Origin of the sequence: Christiangramia sp. 3-2217-3z (genome assembly GCF_051195275.1) — a bacterium.
GTDB lineage: Bacteria > Bacteroidota > Bacteroidia > Flavobacteriales > Flavobacteriaceae > Christiangramia > Christiangramia marina.
Window position 1 is genome coordinate 192,414 of sequence record NZ_JBNJLI010000005.1, and the last position, 22,590, is coordinate 215,003.

Consider the following 22,590-nt stretch of genomic DNA (forward strand, 5'->3'; position numbering starts at 1 on the left):
ACAACAAATTATTAATGAGCACAACACTTATTGCCCCTTCAGTTCTGGCTTCAGATTTCGGGAATCTACAGAGAGATGTAGAAATGATCAATCAAAGTGAAGCAGACTGGTTTCATATTGATATAATGGACGGTGTTTTTGTACCAAACATCTCATTTGGTATGCCCGTTTTGAAAGCTATTTCTCAACACGCGACTAAAACCATCGATGTTCATCTTATGATCGTGGACCCAGATAGGTATATTAAGGAATTTGCCGCTTTAGGTGCTAATATACTTACAGTTCATTACGAAGCATGCACCCATCTGCATCGTACTCTGCAAGCTATAAAAGCTGAAGGTATGAAAGCTGGGGTGGCAATCAACCCGCATACAAGCGTAGATCTATTAAAAGATGTGATCAAGGATATTGATCTGGTTTGTATAATGAGCGTAAATCCGGGATTTGGTGGACAGAGTTTTATTGAGAATACTTTTAAGAAAGTACAGAAATTGAAGGAGATCATCATGACAAACAACGCACCAACACTTATAGAAATTGATGGTGGTGTTACCGATAAAAATGCTGCGGAATTAAGTAAGGCCGGAGCAGATGTATTGGTGGCAGGTAGTTTTGTGTTTAAGTCTGATGATCAGCCTGGAACCATTAAAAATCTAAGATCTATTGCAAACTCCTAACAAGAATTACGAACTGGTTATTATTGGTGGTGGTCCTATTGGTATCGCCTGTGCGCTAGAAGCAGAAAAAAAAGGTATTTCTTATGTGATCCTTGAAAAAGGCTGCCTGGTGAATTCGCTATACCACTACCCTACGAATATGACATTCTTTTCCACTTCTGAAAAACTGGAACTGGATAACATTCCATTCATTAGTAACAATCCTAAGCCGGGAAAGCGAGAAGCTTTGGAATACTACCGAAGAATCACTGTTGCTAATAAGATCAATATTTACCTTTTCGAGAAAGTTACGGCAGTGGAGTCTAATGAAGGTTCAGGTCATATTGTAAAAACTACGAAGTCTGAATATCATACTTCAAAAGTAATCATCGCAACAGGTTTCTATGATATTCCAAATTACCTCGGGGTTCCCGGTGAAGACCTGCCAAAGGTTTCACATTATTACAATGACCCTCATTACTACGCAACTCAGAAAACAATTGTTGTAGGGGCAAGTAACTCTGCAGTGGATGCTGCACTCGAAATCTACCGGAAAGGTGGTGATGTGACTATGATCGTTCGAAAACCAGAAATTGGAGAAAGAGTGAAGTACTGGGTACGACCAGATATTGTAAATAGGATTGAGGAAGGAAGCATTGAAGCATATTTTAATGCCGGCATTAAAGAGATTAGAACTAAAGAGGTAATAATTGATACTGATGAAGGTGAAGTTTCGATTCCAAATGACTTTGCTTTATTACTCACCGGTTACAGGCCGAACTTTGGATTTCTGCAAAATATTGGAATCAATCTTTCTGACGATGGCAGAAAAATACCAGAGTATGATCCAGAAACCATGGAAACAAACATTCCTGGAATCTATCTTGCTGGAGTAATTTGTGGGGGTACTGAAACTCATAAATGGTTTATTGAAAACTCAAGAGTTCATGCAAAGATGATCATGAATGATATAGGTAAATAAAAAAAAGTCGATTCAAATGAATCGACTTTTTTTATTTATAACGGTGTAGAACCTTAGTCCATTAAGACCACAGAATTGGAACCAAGACCTTTCCTTCTACCAATCAGCTTACCGTAAAACTCAAGGTCCTCTTGATTATGTTTGAAAGAATGATCAATCTTCTTACCTATTTCTTTTATCGGAAATGAATAAACTTCAATCTCGGGATAATTATTAAAATCATCCTCGTTTTTATTTATTCCAATTTCAACGGCTTTCGTTTGTTTATTATACACTGCGTACTCAGCCTGGAAATTGTGTCTTAAAAGATCCATACAATCCTGAGAAAGTTCGTTACATTCCTCACAATCACTCATGTAAATCTTTACCAGTTCCTTCATTGTCAATCTCAACTGGTTGGTATTAAAATATGCTGCCATAATACTTGCTTTTTTATCTCATGGCTAAAGTATCGGATACCTAAGGCTTCGAAAACTATTTATAGAATGTTTAACGCCACTGTCTAAATAAATCAAAATTTTCTGGAGAGTATTCAGGTAACTTAATAATATTTTAAGCCTGTGTTGGAATCTATTAATTTATGACACAAGAAGGACAAAGGATCTTTGGAGCTGAGGAATATGATTAACGTAATTAGGCAGATGATTCAGATTGATAATTCACAATATTGTATATTTTCGTATGCATGAATAGATAGTACGCAGCTATCTAATGCATCGCTATTCAATTACGGTTATCCATAATTTGAATGTTGAAACTTTTATACATTGCAGTGAATTTGATTTGAAGGATTTATAATTTTTCATTCATCATAAAATGCCAGATCATATGGATTTGTAAACTGAGTAGGGTCGGTTTGCAATATCCGATCTGGCTTTTATATGTATACCCATCAATTTTACTTCTAAAAAATTTGAGCAGATGTAAGCTTCTATAGCTATATACAATTAAAGTACTTTGCTAAAAAAGTAACGGAAATAAAAAATCCGTAGAACAAATGCTCTACGGATTCTTCTTGTGACCCCGGCAGGATTCAAACCTGCAACCCTCAGAGCCGAAATCTGATGCGCTATTCAGTTGCGCCACGGGGCCATTAATCTTTTACTTATTCAGTCTTTTTCTAACGATTGCTGAGATAGTCTTTCCATCTGCTCTACCAGCTAATCTCGCCGTAGAAGCACCCATTACTTTTCCCATATCCTGCATTCCGCTTGCACCAGTTTCTGCGATCACCTGATCTACCTCTTTTTCAATATCAGCTTCGCTCAATTGTTCTGGAAGAAATTCTTCGATAACAGCAGCCTGAGCCAATTCAGGTTCAGCTAGATCTTCTCTACCCTGCTCCTTATATATTTCAGCACTATCCTTTCGCTGCTTCACAAGTTTCTGCAATAACTTCATTTCTTCGTCTTCGGTAAGTCCGTCTTTAGAAGAAGATTCAGTATTTGCTAAAAGAATTCCGCTTTTGATTGCGCGTAATGCTTCTAATTTCATACTATCTTTAGCTCTCATGGCCGCTTTCATTTCGACCATTACTTTTTCCTGTAAACTCATGACTGAAAAATTATGCAGCGAAGATAAAATTTTCTACAAGAAAACACTATAGAATCATAGAAGGAAAATGAAGTAATAGTATTAACACAATTCCGTATAAATCATCAGCATATCCACTCGGCTAGAAATCAACAGATTTCAATAAAAAAGCCCCGGGAGCAAAAACCTAAACCCGGGGCCAACAAACTAAAACTTACGATTTAAATTGGGTGGAAATCAACTTTCTTTCTTTCTTATTCTTCCGGAGCTATTCTCATAGCATTTATGTAGAAGAAACCATTGCCGTTGTCGTTGTTAGCTCCTGAAGTAACTTCAATCATGATCTCTCCATTTGCATCTGCCTGTATGCCCTGAACACATGCAATCTCATCTGTATTACTCGCGGCATTTACGGCTGCTGAACCGGTATTACTTCCTATCACAGTATAAAGCGTTTCTCGATTATCGCTGGCTGTTCTCGAACCGAAGAAACAGAATTCATAAGTGTTATCGTCCTGAAACCCGCTTAGCTTAAGCACACCTTTTTCTATTAATAATCCTGCCCATTCACCTTTCGAGTTCCCGTAGAATGAATTTCCGGAAACTTCCGCCGGCATATTTAATGGTGTTGAAGTTGCAGTTTCTCCTGCAGTATTCTGACCGTTAAACCTGCTTGTAACTTTCAGCTCAATTCCAGTAAACTCATTGTCTTCATACTTTAGATTTGGTATGGTAGCATCCTCAAGAAAACTGGTTAAACCATTCCATCCTGCAGAATTTGAAGCTGTTGCAAAATCAATCAATACATTCTTAGTTATAACACCAGATCCTCCTGCAGTTTGATAGTCGGTAAGCTCGGTGATCATCATTGGATTCTGAACAGCTTCGTGAGCAGCATGCTGAGCGATTTCAGCATCCAGTGGTACAAAGCCTTCTGGAACATAGCTATTACCCACTACACTTTGACCAAAAAGGATCTCGAACCATGTACTTGCGGCAGTATATTTTCCTATTTCATTTAAATGATAACCATCTCTATTGAAATTATCACCAATGTAACTAGTTCTTGCATTCTGAATAGCCGTACCAGCCGGAACAACGCTATACGTTGGAATTAGATCGCTGGCCTGATCATACGCATCGACTATCGCTTCATACATTGTGATCTGGTCATTATCATAGTTTACAAATCCGGAATGAGTAGAGTTTTCAGAATATGCCCAGGTTTGGTGAAGCAAATATTTAGTATCAGCGTTGTCCACATTTTGAACTACATATTCGTATAATTCATTTAATGGCGTTACAAAGGTTTCATATTGTCCAGATTTTTGGCTCACCTGCTGAAAACTGATATAATCCCAGTTCTCGTCATTCAATGCAGTAGAGATCGCCACATCTGCCGTGGTATTTTTTGCACCCTGCGCATTGACCTTTCTATAGCTGTAATTTGCATTATTTTCAGTGGCATTTTGCGCATGAAGATCTAGTTCAGCACCACCAATGTAAAGATTTCCAATCACGATATCTTCGCCTGCTGCATCAGCAAGTCCATATAAATAAGATTCTAAGGCATCTTCAGAAAAACTATTTCCAATAGCGAGGATTTTCAGAACTCCATCATTTTCATCTTCTACAGTGACGATTGTAGTACCCACAACTCCCCCATCATCAGAAGAAATGGTTAGCTCTGTAGTACCTACCTGTAATCCCTGAATCTCGATAGCGTAGGTTTCCGGGTCGGTTTCAATAGAGACGATACCTTCTGGATTTGCAGACCAGGTGTAATTTCTGGTTGGTCTATCTACGAGATTGAAATCCGGAACAATGCTAACCGTAGATTGAGTATAAGCGGTAATGGTAGCCGGCAATCTAACTTCAGACTCCTGTATCAAATTCGTCTCGATCGTAGTACTGGCTTCCTCCGTTCCGTCTAATGAATTGATAGTTGCTGTTGCACTCCCTTCCCCAATGGCTCTTACCGTTGCCGCAAAATTATTTGCCACAGATACGATTTCAATGACGGTCGAATCTGAAACCGACCATTCGTACTCTTTAGAAGTATTTTTAAAATTTCTAATTAGGGGAGTCAGCGTTAGTTCATTTCCAACCACCATATGCGCATAGTCGAGTTCTAATGCGATCGCTTGTTGTGGTTCTTGAATGTCATCGTCTTCGCAAGCTGTGAATGCCAGAAGCATTGCCGCGAAAATGAGGAAGACATAGCTAAATCTGGATATTTGTCTTGAAACTCTCATAAAAATTGGTTTAGATGGTGGTTAATAATTCTTTGATTTAATTAATATGATATCAGTTTTTTAATTTGAAGCTACCTGCTGCTTCTATAGCGGAAGAACCTCCAATGAAAAATTCGAATTCTCCCGGTTCTGCAACAAATTCCAGTTGAGAATTATAAAATTTTAGATCTTCTTCAGTAATCTCAAAAGTGACCGTTTTCGACTCGCCTTTTTTCAAACTTATTTTTTGAAAACCTTTTAGTTCCTTTACCGGCGGAGTGACACTCCGCACCTTGTCATGAATATAAAGCTGCACAACTTCTTCTCCATTGTAATTTCCGGCATTGGTCACTTTCGCTTTCAGGCTAATCGTTCCATCTTTTAAAAGCTCCTTTTGATCAGCTTTTACATCAGAATACTCAAAAGTTGTATAGCTCAAACCGTAACCAAATGGGATCAAAGCTGAATTTTTCGCATCCAGGTAATTGGTTTTGAATTTGGCAAAATCTTCGGAAGGCGCGGGTCTTCCCGTAGTTTTCACTGAATAATAAACTGGAATCTGACCAACATTTCTAGGCCATGAAGCAGTAATTTTTCCGGAAGGATTGTAATCTCCAAAAACAACATCAGCAATCGCATTTCCCGCTTCCACTCCTGGATGCCAAACCTGTAAAATACTCACTGGTAGGTCCATTTCTTCAGAAATATCCAGAGGTCTTCCACTCATTAGTACAAGTATAACCGGTTTACCGGTAGCCGCCAATTCACGGATAAGTATCTTCTGACTTTCGGGAATTTTAATATCGGTTCTGCTCGCCGCTTCACCGCTCATTTCTGTCGCTTCTCCAACCGCAGCGATAATAATATCCGATTTTTCAGCGACTGCCAGTGCTTCTACCAGCATACTTTCCACAGACTTTTCAGAAATCATGATACGTGGTCCAAAGACATTCACTTTTTTGGCAAAACTTGTATCATTAGAAATATTCGCTCCTTTCGCGTAAGAAATGGTTGCTTCCGGCGCTACATTTTTAAAACCTTCCAGAATTGAAACCGAAAGGGATGGATCACCGGTTGGCGCCCATGTGCCCAGCATATTGTTCTTATTATCAGCCAAAGGACCAACAAGCGCGATTTTAGCCGATTTTGATACTGGCAACGCATTCTGGTTTTTCTTCAGAAGTACAAAAGAACCGCGTGCAGCTTTTCTGGCAAGGTCCCGGTGTGCCTGAGTAAGAATATCAGTTTCCGGTCTTTTGCTGTCCAAATATTTATAAGGATCTTCAAAAAGCCCTAATTTATGCTTTGCTTCTAAAATTCTTCTGGCAGCAGTCGTAATTTCTTCTTCGGAAACTTTTCCTTCTTTTACAGATTTTCCAAGAGTCGTCAGGAAACCTTCCCCAACCATGTCCATATCAAGGCCTGCCTTTAAAGATAAAGCGGAAACTGCCTGCAGGTCTCCCAGACCATGAGCGATCATTTCATTAACAGAAGTGTAATCTGAAACTACAAAACCGTCAAATCCCCAGCGATCACGCAATAATTCGGTAAGCAACCACTTGTTTCCGGAAGCCGGAATTCCTTCTACATCATTGAACGAACTCATAACACTGGCCGCACCTGCATCTAATGCCGCTTTGTAAGGTGGCAGGTATTCGTTGAACATTCTTAACCTGCTCATATCGGTAGTATTATAATCTCTTCCCCCTTCCGCAGCGCCGTAAAGCGCGAAATGCTTCACGGTAGAGATCATCGTATTTGGCAAAGCAAGATCCTCTCCCTGGTAACCTTCTACCATCGCTTTGGCGATCTGGCTTCCTAAATATGGGTCTTCACCAGCTCCTTCAGCAATTCTACCCCAACGCGGATCGCGTGCGATATCCACCATTGGTGAAAAGTTCCAGTTGATCCCGTCTGCCGTAGCCTCTTTTGCCGCAACCTCAGCTGTCTTTTTAATTAATTCCATATCCCAGCTGGAAGCAGTTCCCAACGGAATCGGAAATGTTGTTTTATATCCATGAATCACATCAGAACCAATTAGTAACGGAATTCCCAGGCGGGTATCGTTTACCGCATATTCCTGAGCGATCCTGATCTTATCTGGTCCTGATACCCCGAAAAGCCCTCCAACCTTTCCTTCTTTGATCTTATCTTCTACATTCTTGCTTACTACCGCACCGGTGGCAACTCCACCTCCGGGAGTCACAAGATTCAGTTGCCCGATCTTCTCTTCCATCGTCATTTTGGATAGAATTTCTTCTACCTCGGGAATGCGTTCCTGCGCCTGTATCGTTATACCAAATAGGGTAAAACATAGCAGGGATAAATAGACTTTCTTCATTACTTCTCTTTTCTAAATTTAATTTTCGGTTATTCTACAGTTATAATTTGGGTCTTTTCTGAAATTCCATTTTCATTAAAGGATTCAATAGAGAAGAAGTATTTAGTAACTCTATCCAGATTTCTCATAAAATGATCTGTTTTACCATACACCAGCCAGGAGTGATACAATTTATCTGGAGCTATTCCCCAACGGATATTGTATCCCTGGGCACCATTTACTTCCTTCCAGCTCAAACTGGCGTCCCGTCTATCATCCTCTCTGTCAACTTTAAAATCCTTTACTTTTTCTGGTGCAGCTCCATAGCCTTTTCCAAATACTCTTATTTCTGAAAGTGCCAGGTTATTTCCCGGTACTTTGACATTTCGATATCTCACGTACTTCGCTTTCACGGGTTGATCTAAACGCAGGTAAGCATTAGGAGCATCTATCTCACTATTACTGCGATCCACGATCATTTCCCATTTCTTTCCATCTTCGGAAGTTTCTATAGTAAACTGATGTTTCAATCCTTCAGTTCTGGTATATATACCGGCCTCGTGATCATGAAAATTTAGCTGAAGTGCATAGATATCACCGGAAGATTTCATTTCTAATTCTACCCATTGTTCCGCATTATTACTTTCAGCAACCCAGTAAGATTTAGGACTTTCATCTGTAAGTAATTCCGTAGTAATATTATCATGGGCATCCCTGCCTGCTGCAATTTCTTCAATATCAAATTGCCCGTCTGTAGATGTACTTTTTCGCACCTGTACCTTCGAAGTTGAAACCGTGGTTTTCACCTGGTAAGAAAGTAGCATCCAACCCGTATGTTCTCCTGGTTTTGTTGGATGATCTGGTGCAAAGAGCGGATAATCACCATAACTGGTATTAGAATGCATGAGTCCGTCCTCATCAAAATAGGTAGGAAACATCGCCAGTCTTCGTTCCCAGTGAGAATTGGACGCCAGCGCCATGGTAGAAAAATGCCAGTATTGACCATTGGTTTGTTTTACTGTAATTCCGTGGCCTGCTCCGTTGGTGAATCCACCCGGCTTAAAGCTAAAGGGATTATTTCTCATGTATTTAAAAGGACCTAGCGGAGTATCACCCACGTAAGCAGCATCTGCATACACGTTGAATTGCGTGCCGGGTGCAGCATATTGCAGGTAATATTTACCATTGTGTTTGGTCATGGAAGCTCCTTCCATATAACCTTCTTTCAAAGTAGGATGAAAGTTATTCTCTCCAAATCGCTCCCATCCATGCTCCTCTTCTACCAGATTGAAAAGCTCCTTCTGATCGCCGGTCTCCAGGAACCGATCGTTTTTATTCAGCATTTTAACCTTTAAAGGATGAACGTTTGATGATCCCCAATACAGGTAGGTTTTACCATCATCGTCAATAAACAATTCCGAATCCTGAATATTATTTGAGATCGAAGCGACCGGTTGCCACTCCCCTTTTTTAGGATCATCGGTATAAATAATACTTCCGTATCCAGCTGGATCACCGGCAAAATAAACCAGCGAATCTTTATAATTGAAGGCTGTAGGAGCATTGGAACCTTCAAAATACCACTGTTTTGGCTTAATAAATTCCCAGTTTACCAGGTCTTTAGAGTGCCAGTATCCAAAAGAACGGGTGACGAACATAAAATACTCCCCACGATATTCGATCACCGCCGGATCTGCGCCAGATCTATAGGAAAGATTCTTACTGGAATTATAAACCATGTAAGTATAATCGATATCCAACGGGTTGCAATAAGTTTTTGGCAGGTTGTCTTGTGCCATCAGAAACCCTGAAAGCAGTACTAATATCGTGGTAGATAATTTTCTGAAACCTGTCATTAGATCTTAGCTTGAAATGCTTTTATTTTGAACTGTTTTTACTGAATGAAAAAAGCCATGGTAGTAGATAAGGTTCTGAAAATGCAGAATCCCAGCTATTGTGATTATCATTTGGATACAAAGAAAGCTTCGCGTTTCCACCATAATGATTGATCTCGCGTGCCATTGACTTTGAATATTTTGGAAGCACGATATCATCTTTTTCGCCATGAAATAGCCAGATATTAAAATTATCGGGATACTCCTGTGCGATCTCAGTATTGGCACCTCCACAAATGGCGAATGCCGCGGCAAACATTTCAGGTTTTTTATAGATGATCTCGAAAGTTCCCATACCACCCATGCTCAGACCACCAACATAAACCTGGTCGTTATTCACAAATTTCTCGTTGACCATCTCATCCATCAGGTTCATCACCAGGGTCAAAGACTTCGAACTTTCTTCTTTATTTTTAAAATCGAATTCGAAAGGTTTGACGTCGCGATTTACTTCTACTCTCGCCCAGTAATCATCTTTTGGAGCCTGAGGAAAAATGACAATTGCCGGAAATTGCTCTCTAACTGAATCTTTTAGAAACAGATCACCACCGTGTACCAGTTGAGATTCGTTGTTATTCCCGCGTTCACCAGCACCGTGAAGAACCAGAAGTAGTGGATATTGCTTTTCCTTGTCAAAATTCTTCGGAAAAAGAATACGATAGTTTAAGGTGTCAGCTCCTGAAATGAAATGCTCTTTTTTATATTCTGATCTATCCTGAGCAAAGCCTATCAAACTGAAAAAGCATACTAAAAGTGTCATTCTAAATCTCATGTCTTCTATTTAGTGAATTGAAAATCAAGCTTTTTTAATCCTTTCTGAACTTCCGGTGCCTGCATAAAAAGATCCCAGATAAGTCCGGAACGATAATTTTCGATCATGACCACCATAGGTCCCTGATCTATGGCCAGATATTTTTTGGTCACCCAGGGTTCATCTTCCAGACTGAAAGCATCATAAAAGCCAGCAGGTCCCCAAAGCAGATCATTTTGCTCCTCGAAAAAGTATCGCATTGCTGCCAAAGACTTTTCCGGAGTATATGGAATGGAACTAATCGCTGCCGTAGGTGAAACCACACCACGATCATTATCTGGTGAATGTGCTGTGTAACCAGTAGAATTATCCTGATTACGGGTATAACTCGCGGTTAAGCCCCAGGAATTTTCAGCATAAGTTTTTGAGCTATCAGCCTTCGAAAGAACATACTCATAGTTGATGAGCGTATGATTTACATTAAGATCCCAATAATTCGCGTACCGATCACTCAAGCCTTTCGGATTAAGTCCTAAATAAGAATAATGTGCCCAGAATAGCGGACCTCCCATATTGCCGCGGGTGTTATGCTTCAGAATAAGAGGAAGCCCGTAAGCTTCCGCATCTGTTTTAATATTTCCGCTTCTCGCCCATCCTTTATGATAAGCCTCAGCATCTATAGCGTATTCAGGACTGGAAGCCGCAAGAACATAAGTAATCAGGCATTCATTATAACCTTCGATCATAAAATCCATTTCCCACTCATACTCCGGAGACCAGTGCCAGTATATACCATCTTTATTGTTGGTGTACCAGTTCCATTCTATGCCTTTCCAGAGTTTATCGAATTTAGCAGCCACTGCTTTTTCCTCTGTAGTTCCATTTTTGTAATACTCACGTACCACTATAAAGCCCTGCGCAAGAAATGAGGTTTCTACGATGTCGCCTCCATTATCCTTTTCTCCGAAAGCCTGTACATCACCTGTTTCTCCATTGAGCCAGTGTGACCAGGCGCCGTTGAATCTTGGAGCGGCATCAAGAAAATCTGCAATTTTGTTTAGTCTCGCCAAAGCCGAATCCTTCGGAATAAAACCTCTTTCAACTCCTGCCACTATCGCCATGAGCCCAAAACCACTTCCGCCGGTAGTAACCACATGCTTATCGTTTTTAGGATAATTGCCGTCCGGATGATACCGTTCACGAGCCATCCCGCTATTTGGTTCCGCAAAATCCCAGAAATACTTCAGGGTTTGCTTTTGAACCGTGTCTAATAATTCAGCTTCAGATAGCTTTTGGGTTTCAGCTATATTTTCAGCAATTAATTTATCTTCTTGTTTCCCTTCCTCTTTACAGGAAACAAAAAGGACCATTGAAAAAATTAGTAAGGGTAGATATTTCAATTTCATTCCATTCAAAAATTTAATAGCTGAAATTCAGTTTATCCAAACCATTCTGAATTTCAGTATTCTGCATAAAAAGTTGCCATGGCAGGCCAGTTCGATAATTTTCGATCATGGCAATAATCGGTCCCTGATCGATCGCCAGGTAACCATCGGCATACCAGTTATATTCTTCAGAAAAAGCATCATAAAAGCCCATATTTCCCCAAAGATCATCTCCTAATTCTTCGTAGAAGTAACGTAATGCTGCCATTGACTTTTCCGGAGTATAAGGAAAAGAGGATAATGCCGCAGTGGGAGTAATCACTCCCAAATCATTCGTAGGGCTATGAGCGGCATATCCATCTTTAGAATCTGAGGCTGTAAGGCCCCACGAATTCTGTCCGTAGCCTTCTAAATCCTTGGGATTCGTAACGGCGTACTCATAATTTATCAATGTATGTGCTGTGTTCTGTTCCCAGTAATTAGCGTATTGATCTTCTAGGTTTCTGGGGTCCAGACCAATGAAGGAATAATGACTGAAAAATAGAGGTCCGCCATATGATGGACCTAGCGGCAGATTGATATTATAATGCTCACGGTTATTGACCATATTTCCATTCAATGCCCAGCCATTTGTGTAAACTACAGGTTCTATAGAATGCGTGGGAGAAGAAGCCGCCAGCACATAAACAATCAGCGATTCATTCCATCCATTGATCTGTAGATCTTTTTGAAAGGCAAAATTTGGTGACCAGTGCCAGTAAAGCACATTTTCTCCTTTGGTGTACCAATCCCATTCAACTGCTTCCCATAAACCAGTAATTCTAGAATCGATCTCATCGTTCTCGAAATATTCCCGACAAATAAGCAAACCCTGTATTAAAAATGCTGTTTCTACTAGATCTCCACCATCATCAAATTCACCAAATGTTCTAGTTTGAGCGGTGTTTCCCATATACCAGTGAGAAAAAGCACCATGATAAGTTGGCACCGTTTCCAGAAAATCAAGAATCTTTATTATACGGTCCTGAGCTTCAGTTTTACTAATCCAGCCACGTTCAACTGCTGCAGGAAAAGAGGCTAATCCAAATCCTGTTCCACCGGTTGTTACGATATTAGGAGCATCTCCACCATAGGCATTATCCTGAGATCGCTCTCTTGCCATGCCGCTATTTGGTTCCGCGAAATCCCAGAAGTAAGTGAACGTTGTTTCCTGCACCATATCCAGCAATTCCTCATCTGTAAGCGAAGGAACTTCAGCCACGTCATCATCTGTTGGGTCTGGGTTGTAGGGTTCCTGATAACCTGGACCAGAATCGTCTGAACAAGCTGAAAAAAGCAGGATATTCAGAAGAAGAAAAACTGACGGAATTTTGATTTTGAGCATAATAAAGCTTTGATCTGGTTCAAAATTTTGAAATTTTAAATCAGGAATTAATGATTATGTGGATTTAAGAAAAGCTTCGGAGTGATACTCCGAAGCCTGTAAACAAATTATTCCTGAGCCATCATAGATTCGATCTCATCTTCAGTAAGAACTTTATTGAAGAATGTTAGCTCATCCATATAGCTGGTATCGGCAAGGTGACCCCAGCCGGTAAATCTTGGAGCTCCAGACATGATAGAAAGAAGATCTGCTCCTGTCCAGTCTATTGGGGAAGCAAGAGTACCTGTATTTACAGCTTCGCCGTTAAGATAGATAACACTTTCAGTTTCTGAAATGGTGAAAGCTACATGCACCCACTCTCCAGCGGTTACGTCTACTACTCCACCATCATTCCAGCTTTCGCCATCGCCGGTCCCAACGTTGAGTTTTATACGTTGTTCTTCAGCATTCCCTTCTCTAAATAACCTAAAACCTTTGGTACGATTATTCTGAGCATCAGGATTTTCTGAGTCTGCAGCAGCCATCGTTAAAATTCCAGCGCGATCGTTCGTTGCGTCTGCCTTGTACCAGAATGTGGCACTAAATTGTGAAGACGTAAGCCCTTCCGTAGAAGCAGTTAAATAAGAATCTGCGGCACCAGCATAGGCATTCGATCCAACAGCAGCTTCACCAGCATAACCTGGATTTTCAACCGCAGTAATTTCACGATTGCTTGCCGCATCCTGATAATTTCCATCAAAAGAAAGACTCAAAGTTTCCGCAGAAGCATTGATTAGATTAGAAATTTCATCCTGGCTAAGCGCCTTGTCAAAAAATCTTAGTTCATCCAAAGCACTGCTATCATATTTATGATCCCAGTAACTAAAAGTTTCACCACCAGCTCCAATCGTTAATTGCTCTACACCGGTCCAGTCAATAGGTGCCGCAAGATTACCTGTATTTACAGGATTTCCGTTGATGTAGATAGTAGATTGTGATTCTGTCACCGTAAAGGCTACATGTACCCATTCTCCGGCATTCACATCTATGACTCCACCGTCGTTCCAGCTTTCACCGGCTCCGGTTCCTATATTCAGTTTAATTCTTTGCTCATCAGCACTTCCTTCTCTGAATAATCTGAATCCCTGAGTACGATTTTCGTCTGCTCCGGCTACCAATATCCCTGCTCGAGAAGGATCTCCACTTACTTTATAGTAAAAGGCCGCTGTAAATTCAGTTCCCACAGATCCATTAAAAGGAAATTCTAACCACGAATCTGGTGATCCTGTAAAAGCATTCGATCCTCCGAAAGATTCTCCCGCAAAACTAAGATCTCCGGTTACATCAGAACTTTGAAGCGTAATAAGGTCTACATAATCACCATCGAACGGCATATATAAATGCTCATTTTCGAATTTTGGTGTATAAGGTGGTTCCTTACTAAAGTTCACTGTCTTGGATGTTACATTCCCTTCAAGATCTGTTGCTCTAACCGTTACAGTATGTTCTCCGTTGGTTACATTATCAAAAACAACTTCACGATTTACAATTCGGTAATCCATGAATTCACTCATGGTAGTGATCACATTATCGTTCACCAGTACCTCAATCATAGCAACTTCAATATCGTCTTCTACTCCAAATTTGATCACGATACTGGATACTTCGTCTATAACCTTGATTACATTTCCATCTGCCGGAGACATGATAGTCACTTGCGGAGCTCCCTGATCTGGACCTGGATCTACTTCTGTAATAGGATCTATTCCTTCGTATTCACAAGAAGCGAACACAAATAAAGCGGATAGAAGTCCCAGAAAATATATGTTGAATTTTTTCATTTTCACTTAGTTTAATTGGTTCAAAATCTCATTCATAACCGTATTCCTGTCAACAGAGGTTGCGTTAAGCGGCAAGGCATCAACCTGAGCTTGTGGATAAGGTAAATACTCATTGGCTGCAGAGAAATTTCTACCGTCATAACTTAATTCATCATATAGATCTAATCTTATCAAGTCGTAATATCTATTACCCCATTCCATGGCTAATTCAGCGAACTTCTCATCGATCACATCCTGAGTAGTTACTCCGGAGAGTGATGAAAGTCCTGCTCGTTCCCTAACCAGGTTCACCGCTTCATCTGCTGAAATGGCTGTAGCTGAAGCACCCTGAGTTACGGCTTCTGCATACATCAATAAAACTTCAGCATATCTAATTACGAGACTGTTCTTTCCGGCACCATAATCATTTCTACCATCGGTAAGTTGTACTGAAGGTAAATAGTGTTTTCCGCTAGCAAAAAGTGCACGTGCATAATCATTGATCACATCACCAGACTCTGTAGTATTATCTATAAAACCTGGTACACTTACACCGTTTGCCTCTAAAGCAGCTATACCTCTGTCTGTAAATAGAACTGAAGTTTCGAGACGTCTTTCTTCTCCTCTATCTATCATAAACTCGATCCACTTCATGCTTGGCTCATAGAATCCCCAACCACTACTAGCATTTTCTCTTGCAGGTGTCCAGTTAGAAGGTCCGAATGGTGCGTATAGATGATAAACTTCTCCACCACTTTCCTGACCAAAATCCGAATATTGCATCTCCAAAAGACTTTCATCACTCAGCTCTCCAGGTTTTTTAAATAACTGGTAAAAATCATTGTACAGAGAAAAACCTCCATTATTAATGATTTGTCCTGTAGCATTCGCAACACCCTGATAATCCTCTAATTCCTGATAAGCTAAAGCCTGAATGGCCAAAGCCGTATACCTGGTAACTCCACCAGGAATATCTGTTCTCTGGTTAGGTCTCATATCTGGCAAATTCGGGATCGCTTCCTCCATTTGATCTACGATCCACTGCATTACTTCAGCTTTAGAAGCTGGTCCAGCTTCTACTTCACTAGCCGGTTGATTTGAAGTAATAATGAATACATCTTCCCAGGTTCTTGCAAGGTTCAAATGAAACCATGCTCGAAGCACACTGATCTCAGAAATATACTGATCTGCTTTAGCTATATCATCTCCTTCAGCAAACTCTTTAAAAGATTCTACCTGAAGGATTGCCGTATTCATATTTACGATATCATTATAATGTACATTCCAAAGAGAGTTGTACATCCAGTAATCCTTATCGTATGTAAATTGGTCTGTTGCAGAAAATGGCTGTTGATCCCCTTCTCCTCCGGCGTTCACATCATCTCCTCTAACTCCAAGAAGTAACGGTTCTTCCCAACCTCTGGTGGTAAATTCGTAATAGGCTCCAATTACAGGCTGGATCATATCACTGGTATTTGTATAATCGAGGTCGCCAGTATTTAGCTGACCTTCCCGCGTATCCAGCTTATCGCTACACGAAATTGCAGTAGCAAGGAAAAGCATAGAAAATACGCCAAGAATTACTGATCTATCAATTCTTTTCATATCGTGTTTTTTTTTAAATTTTAATGTTTAATCCAATAGTATATACCGAAGGTATAGGATAGGTTTGTCTGTCTACTCCATTTGATACTTCAGGATCAAAACCATTGTAATCAAAGAAAGTGAAAGGTCTTTCAGCTGTAAAATACAGTCTGGTTTGAGGTAGTGAAGGACTCTCGATCGTATAGCCAAACTGGATATTCTGAATTCTGAAGAAATCTCCTTCTTCTACCCAGAAGTCACTCAGTTTCTGGTTCCACACCTTACGCAATCCTGCAGATGATGGATACGTATTGCTTGTACCTTCACCATGCCATCTGTTAACAGCAAGATCGGCATCCATGTTCGTATCATTGGTGAAAATGATCTCCCCTCTTTTACGATTTAGGATTTCGTTCCCAACCTGTCCATAAAAACTTGTGGAGAAATCCCAATTCTTATAGTTGAATCCTATATTTCCACCAAAAGTGAAATCCGGAAGAAACGATCCAAGAATAACTCTATCGGCATCGTCAATGACACCATCACCATTCTGATCCTTGAAAATAAGATCTCCGGGAACAAGACCGTTGTTTACAGCAATTGGATCTGCGTCAACCTGGGCCTGATTCTGGTAAACTCCGGTTCTCTCATAACCATAAAAGGCGAAAAGAGGACCACCTTCCTGTGTTCTTTGACGAAATTCTGCTGAACCAGAATCTATATAACCACTTTCATTAGCTATTTCTAACGCTTCATTATTAATAGTAGTAAAGTTTGCACCAATTCTATAACTGAAATCATCATTTACAGATTGATTCCAATTCACAGCTAATTCCAAGCCTTCGTTCCTGATTACTCCAGAATTTTGATTTACACTTCTGTTGATTATAGGAATGAATACCGGAAGAATGGCATCTTTGGTATCTCTTATATAGTAATCGGCATCAATGGATAACCTGTTATCTAAAGCTTCAATATTAAGACCGAAGTTCTTTTCTTCTATTATTTCCCAGGTATTGTTAGAGAACACACTGGTAGAAGTTATTCCTGAAACCGGTTGTTCACCAAGAGCAGCAGTAATTACTTCAATGGTATTTGATCCATCACTGGCAGCAACATTATCATTACCCAGTTTTCCCCAGCTCGCTCTGAGCTTCAGAAAATCGACAACTCCGTTATCCTCCATAAATTCTTCTTCAGAAATTACCCAACCAGCTCCAACTGAAGGGAAATAACCCCATGGATCTTTGGTAAATTTTGAAGAACCATCTGCTCTAAAAGTTCCGTAGAGAAGATACTTATCATCAAAATTGTAAGCGATTCTTCCGAAGTAGGAGATCCCGTAATATCTCCTTCCAATTTCACTTACGTTATTATTAAAAGACTCATTATCTGCAAAATCCAGATACCAGCTTGATTCAAGTTTAATACCTGCGATGTCGGTTCCCGTTGCAGAAAAACCATTGCTTGCCTCATCACGATAAGAAGCACCAGCCATCACGGTAAGATCATGATCGCCAAACTCATTTTGATAAGTTAGGATATTATCCCAGTATTGATTTGAAAATGTATTGTTTACTCTTTTTATACTTGATCTTCTTTCTACATTATTTCCTAAAGTATATGGAAGATCTACATAACGCTCTTCCAGTGCTGAATAGTTGTGACTATAGGTCGTTTTGAAATCAAGTAATTCAGGAATCACCTCATATTGAAAATATACACTGGCTAAAATCTTTCTAATCTTAAGCCTGTTCTCATTAAAAGTAAGATCTGTAAATGGATTCTGCGTTCCACGGTAACCCAGGTTTTGAGCATTTGAATATGGAATTGGTTGCGCATCTGTATTCGTAGGGTCCAGTACTGGCATAATTGGCACTGCGAAATATGACTTGAACCACGCTGCATTTTCGGGATCATATTTTGTAGCATTACTGAAAACCGTGTTCACGCCGGCTTTAAAACGATCTGTAACGTCTACATCAATTTTAGATCTAAGGTTGAATCTTTCATATTCGTTTTTCATATCCAGAATCCCTTCCTGTCCGAAATAGTTCGCTCCTAAGGAGTAAGTTACTTTATCTGCTCCTCCAGTGATTCCAATACTATGGTTTTGAATAATCCCATCACGAAGAACTTCTTCATACCAATCTGTATTTACCGCAGGTACATTAGGATTGATCCTGCTACGACCATAACGTTCCATAGCATTTAAAATAAATTGCACATCTGGAGCAGAACCAGATTCGTACGCCATCGTAGTAAACTGCTCGGCATTTGCCATTTTCAGAACGTTCTGAGCTCGTTGTATCCCGGTGTAACCGTCATACTCAATTTGAGGCTTTTGATTCTTCTTACCAGACTTGGTTTCGATGATTACTACCCCGTTAGCCGCTCTTACTCCATATATAGCGGAAGAAGAAGCATCTTTTAGAATGTTTATTGACTTGATATCCTTTGTATTCAGGAAATCGATATTGTCATATAATGTACCGTCTACTACATAAAGTACATTAGTTGCATCCTGGTAAGTACCAAGACCTCTAATTCTTACTGTAGGCGAATTGCCCGGAGAACCAGCACTTACTATCTGCACACCAGAAACTTTACCTTGTAATGACTGCATCACGTTCGAAGTAGGAGTTTTTTCAATTTCTTCGGAATCTACTGAAACGATCGCTCCGGTAAGGTCTCTTTTCTTCTGAGTACCATATCCAACTACTACAACCTCGTCTAATTGACCAGCATCTTCTTCCAGAGAAATATTGTATTCATTATTAGAAGTAACCTGAATGGTTTGTTGTTTAAATCCTAAGAAAGTAACTCTGAATGTATCACCTTCTTCGACACCTTCGAGGCTGAAGTTACCATCGAAGTCTGTAACATCAAAAATATCCTTATCTGTTACTTTAATTTCTGCACCTGGTAATGGAACACCTCCTGTGTCTGTAATAATACCAGAAATGGTTTTTGTTTGCTGTGCGTGAGCGAGTACAGAACATACTCCAAAAATCACACAGGCTAATAGTAATTTTACCTTCATACTTGTTGGGTGTTTATGCTTATTTGAAGTCACAATATACATCCAAGCTCAAATTTTACGCAAACGTTATAGTACACATCTACTACTTCAAGTAAAAAACCAGTGTAACTACCTAATTAATATAGGCCTGCATTAGTTTTGAAGTAATTTGAAATTAAAAGCTTTTGAAGTTGATGTAGTGTTGTAGTACTTAAATTTTGTAAAATTTATGACTATTTACTGATAATTTAGAAATTCTTTATCAGGAATTTTGTCAAATTCACATCGCTTTCGAGCGCCATTTTCTTTCGTAAGCGATATCTGTGAACCTCAACACCCCGAACAGAAATCCCCATTAATGGAGCAATTTCTTTCGAGCTTAAATTCATTTTTAAGTAAGAACAAAGTTTGAGATCCTTACTAGATAGTTTTGGATACTCGGCAAGAATATCCTTAAAAAAATCCTCATGAACTTCATTAAAATTAGTTTCAAAGACTTTCCATTCATCTTTACTTTTCACAGCCGCATTGATCTTGTTCATAATATGTTTCATTCGATACTGGTTGGAGAATGAATTTTGATCTTTGGAAAGCTCACTCTGTATTTCCATAAGAACCTCATTCTTCTTTGCTGCCATCATGGTAGTATTCGCCAGTTCTTTTCTTTTCAGATCAATTTCATTAACCAGGCGATCGTGCTCTATTCTTGCTAATCTTTCCTGATGCTCATTTTCAAATTTTTCTTCCAGCTTCTGCTGATGCTTTCTCAGCTTTTTTCGGTTAATTAGAAAGACTACGGCTATAAGAGCTATAAAAAGCAATACATACAAGGCTTTCATCCAGGCAGATAAATACCATGGAGGAGCTATTGCAAAGGAGTACTTCGCCAGTACTTTCTCGCTATCCTGCTCACTTTCATGAATGATCTCCAATGCATAATCACCATAAGAGAGGTTTCGAAGATTTAACCAGCCGTCACTACCTATTTTACCTGTATATTCTTCCTCTCCTTTAAGTCTATATGAAAGCTCATCCAGATTAAGATCTGGAGCTCCAACCTGTACCCTAATATTTCCTGATGTTCTGTACTTCAAGGTTGGAGAAGAAGTAAGATCATAGTAATCATCATTATCACCGAACTTCTTTATAAATGCCACCGATTCCCATTCTTCGGAATCCATCACTTGAAAGGCAGAAAAGTCGAGTTTCGCGAAGCCATCATTGAGTGTTATATAATAAGTAGAGTCATTCGGTCTGATTAAATTTTCATTTGCCTTCACTAACCTGTTATCCAGAAGACTTGCAGAAAGTGCAAGTTTGCTTTTATCGAAGTCTGTAAATAGTATACTTCCATCTTCCTCATTATTAAAGACAAAGTAATCGCTAGTATCCTGAAGTAACCTAAAACCTTTAAGATCTTTGAATTCTTTAAATTCTTCAAAAGTCTCCTTAAATGGATTATACCTGTACCAGTTCGCGTTGACAAAGCAAATGATCTGGCCATTCAGTTTATATAAGTTTACTCTGTAGTTTTCAGTTTCTCCTAATGCCGGAAGTTTCTGGACTTCTACATTTTGAAAATTATTATGCGTTATTCGGTACAAACCTTCGTAAGGGTGAGCTGCCCAAAGTACCTCATCATTCTCAAATACAATTTGCTTCACTGGAAAGTTCACTCCTTCTATTTCCCTTACCTTTCCGGTAATTTGATCGTAGATACTAATTCCCGTATACTCTCCCAGTAAATAAAGGCTTTCACTCCCGGGAACTTGCACTATACAGAAACTACCCGTTCTTTTCTTAACTGGAATGAATTGATCATTTTGTACCTGATAAATACCTGTATTATGATTCACAAAAAGTTGATCATCAACAATTTCAAGGTTCCAGACATGATCCTGACTTCCTTCCAGCAATCTCATCTTTCCATTTTGAAAAGTGTGTACGCCTGTATTACTAGCCAGATAAGTTTTAGCCTTAAACTCTTCGATATCATAGACTGCGCCTAGTTCGCCAGAATGATCTGTAAAGAATTTTAAAGGTGAATCAAGATCAAGTTTGTCAATTCCTTTGTCTAGTGCCAACCATAAATTGCCCTGATGATAACTCATCCCTAAGACCGTATTGTTTTGTAAACCTTCAATACGATTGTAAAACCGAAGTTCTTTAGTATCAAGATCGTATTCTGCTACACCATTATTGATGGTTCCTATAAGAACTTTTTCTTCTGAAACGCTTAGAATATGGTTAAGCTCAGATTCTGATAGAAATTCATTTAGTACTGTGTCCTCGATCTTTTCTAATTCCCCTTCGGAAAAAATAAAAAGAGAATTTTTACTTCCTATATATATGGTATCGTTTAGAGCGAATAATTCTACAATATTTAATCCTTCCAGATCTGAAAGATCTCCTTCCAGTTCCTGCCTGGTATTCTCATTCGTTAAATAATATATTCCCTTGCTTCTTTCGGCAATTACCAACCGATCTTTAAAAACTTCCATTGCCGTGGAAATATGGTTCTGAACTTTTAAGATCTCATTATTTTCATATTTGAAAACACCTCCAAAAGATCTGAAGTAAATGGTTTCACCCAGGGATTCTATGCTCCAGAATTCATCACTCTGCAATTCCAGTCCCGCCATTAATTCACTCAATGAGTGATAAACCATTTTACCTTTTTCATCGGTCTGCCAATAACCAAATTCTCTAAAGGATCCTGTGTATATTCTCTCTCCTTTTGGAAATACAGATCGAATGATGGAACCACTTTCAAGTTTATGCAATTCCCAACTTAATCCATCAAATTCAAGAAGACCCTGGTTATTTGCGGCAAAAATCACCCCACGGTCGTCTACTGCAATATCCCAATTCTGGCTGGCAGCGTTATATAAAGTAGGTTTATAGTTTTGTATAGGTGGAAGTAGTTCCTGAGCATAAGCCGTATTCAGGGCTATAAATATGATTATCAGTATTTTAAAGATTTTATAAATCATTACGTACAGGTAATTGTGCATGCTATGAGCAGGTGAAAATTAAACAATTTCT

The 22,590-nt window shown here is 39.5% G+C and carries 14 protein-coding genes and 1 tRNA gene; 2 read left to right on the plus strand and 13 right to left on the minus strand.

From position 1 onward, the window contains the following. Positions 1-14: 14 nt before the first annotated feature. Positions 15-677: a ribulose-phosphate 3-epimerase gene (gene rpe / locus ACSHZO_RS10815; protein ID WP_295179891.1), complete on the plus strand. Its 663-nt coding sequence runs from the start codon at positions 15-17 to the stop codon at positions 675-677. Continuing rightward, complete coding sequence (locus tag ACSHZO_RS10820; protein WP_298247650.1) at positions 664-1,638, plus strand: YpdA family putative bacillithiol disulfide reductase; 975 nt, start codon at positions 664-666, stop codon at positions 1,636-1,638. Before rpe ends, ACSHZO_RS10820 begins: the two co-directional genes overlap by 14 nt. 53 nt (positions 1,639-1,691) lie before the next feature. Here ACSHZO_RS10820 and ACSHZO_RS10825 read toward each other — a convergent pair whose 3' ends face one another. From ACSHZO_RS10825 to ACSHZO_RS10885, 13 genes are all read right to left on the minus strand, one after another. After that, complete coding sequence (locus ACSHZO_RS10825; protein WP_298247651.1) at positions 1,692-2,057, minus strand: hypothetical protein; 366 nt, start codon at positions 2,055-2,057, stop codon at positions 1,692-1,694. A 599-nt stretch (positions 2,058-2,656) separates the two neighbouring features. Continuing rightward, positions 2,657-2,730 (minus strand) — tRNA-Arg (locus tag ACSHZO_RS10830). 9 nt (positions 2,731-2,739) lie between these two features. Next, entirely contained in the window at positions 2,740-3,192 is a 453-nt protein-coding gene (locus ACSHZO_RS10835) for a GatB/YqeY domain-containing protein (protein WP_298247652.1), read from the minus strand. 233 nt (positions 3,193-3,425) lie between these two features. Beyond that, positions 3,426-5,426 carry a DUF4886 domain-containing protein gene (locus tag ACSHZO_RS10840; RefSeq protein WP_298247653.1) on the minus strand — a complete coding sequence of 667 codons (2,001 nt, stop codon included), beginning with the start codon at positions 5,424-5,426 and terminating at the stop codon, positions 3,426-3,428. 52 nt (positions 5,427-5,478) lie between these two features. Next, positions 5,479-7,746 carry a beta-glucosidase BglX gene (gene bglX, locus ACSHZO_RS10845; RefSeq protein WP_298247654.1) on the minus strand — a complete coding sequence of 756 codons (2,268 nt, stop codon included), beginning with the start codon at positions 7,744-7,746 and terminating at the stop codon, positions 5,479-5,481. 29 nt (positions 7,747-7,775) lie between these two features. Then, entirely contained in the window at positions 7,776-9,581 is a 1,806-nt protein-coding gene (locus ACSHZO_RS10850) for a family 43 glycosylhydrolase (RefSeq protein WP_298247655.1), read from the minus strand. Positions 9,582-9,603: 22 nt separating this feature from the next. After that, positions 9,604-10,392 carry a prolyl oligopeptidase family serine peptidase gene (locus tag ACSHZO_RS10855; protein ID WP_298247656.1) on the minus strand — a complete coding sequence of 263 codons (789 nt, stop codon included), beginning with the start codon at positions 10,390-10,392 and terminating at the stop codon, positions 9,604-9,606. A gap of 5 nt (positions 10,393-10,397) precedes the next feature. Continuing rightward, positions 10,398-11,777, minus strand: coding sequence for a glucoamylase family protein (locus tag ACSHZO_RS10860; RefSeq protein WP_298247657.1), 1,380 nt, complete (start codon positions 11,775-11,777; stop codon positions 10,398-10,400). 13 nt (positions 11,778-11,790) lie between these two features. Next, entirely contained in the window at positions 11,791-13,140 is a 1,350-nt protein-coding gene (locus ACSHZO_RS10865; RefSeq protein ID WP_298247658.1) for a glucoamylase family protein, read from the minus strand. A gap of 107 nt (positions 13,141-13,247) precedes the next feature. Beyond that, complete coding sequence (locus ACSHZO_RS10870) at positions 13,248-14,960, minus strand: LamG-like jellyroll fold domain-containing protein (protein WP_298247659.1); 1,713 nt, start codon at positions 14,958-14,960, stop codon at positions 13,248-13,250. Between the two features lie 6 nt (positions 14,961-14,966). Next, positions 14,967-16,544 carry a RagB/SusD family nutrient uptake outer membrane protein gene (locus ACSHZO_RS10875; protein ID WP_295179912.1) on the minus strand — a complete coding sequence of 526 codons (1,578 nt, stop codon included), beginning with the start codon at positions 16,542-16,544 and terminating at the stop codon, positions 14,967-14,969. 13 nt (positions 16,545-16,557) lie between these two features. After that, positions 16,558-19,566: a SusC/RagA family TonB-linked outer membrane protein gene (locus tag ACSHZO_RS10880; protein WP_298247660.1), complete on the minus strand. Its 3,009-nt coding sequence runs from the start codon at positions 19,564-19,566 to the stop codon at positions 16,558-16,560. Positions 19,567-19,793: 227 nt separating this feature from the next. Next, entirely contained in the window at positions 19,794-22,538 is a 2,745-nt protein-coding gene (locus ACSHZO_RS10885; RefSeq protein ID WP_298247661.1) for a helix-turn-helix and ligand-binding sensor domain-containing protein, read from the minus strand. Positions 22,539-22,590 lie beyond the last annotated feature (52 nt).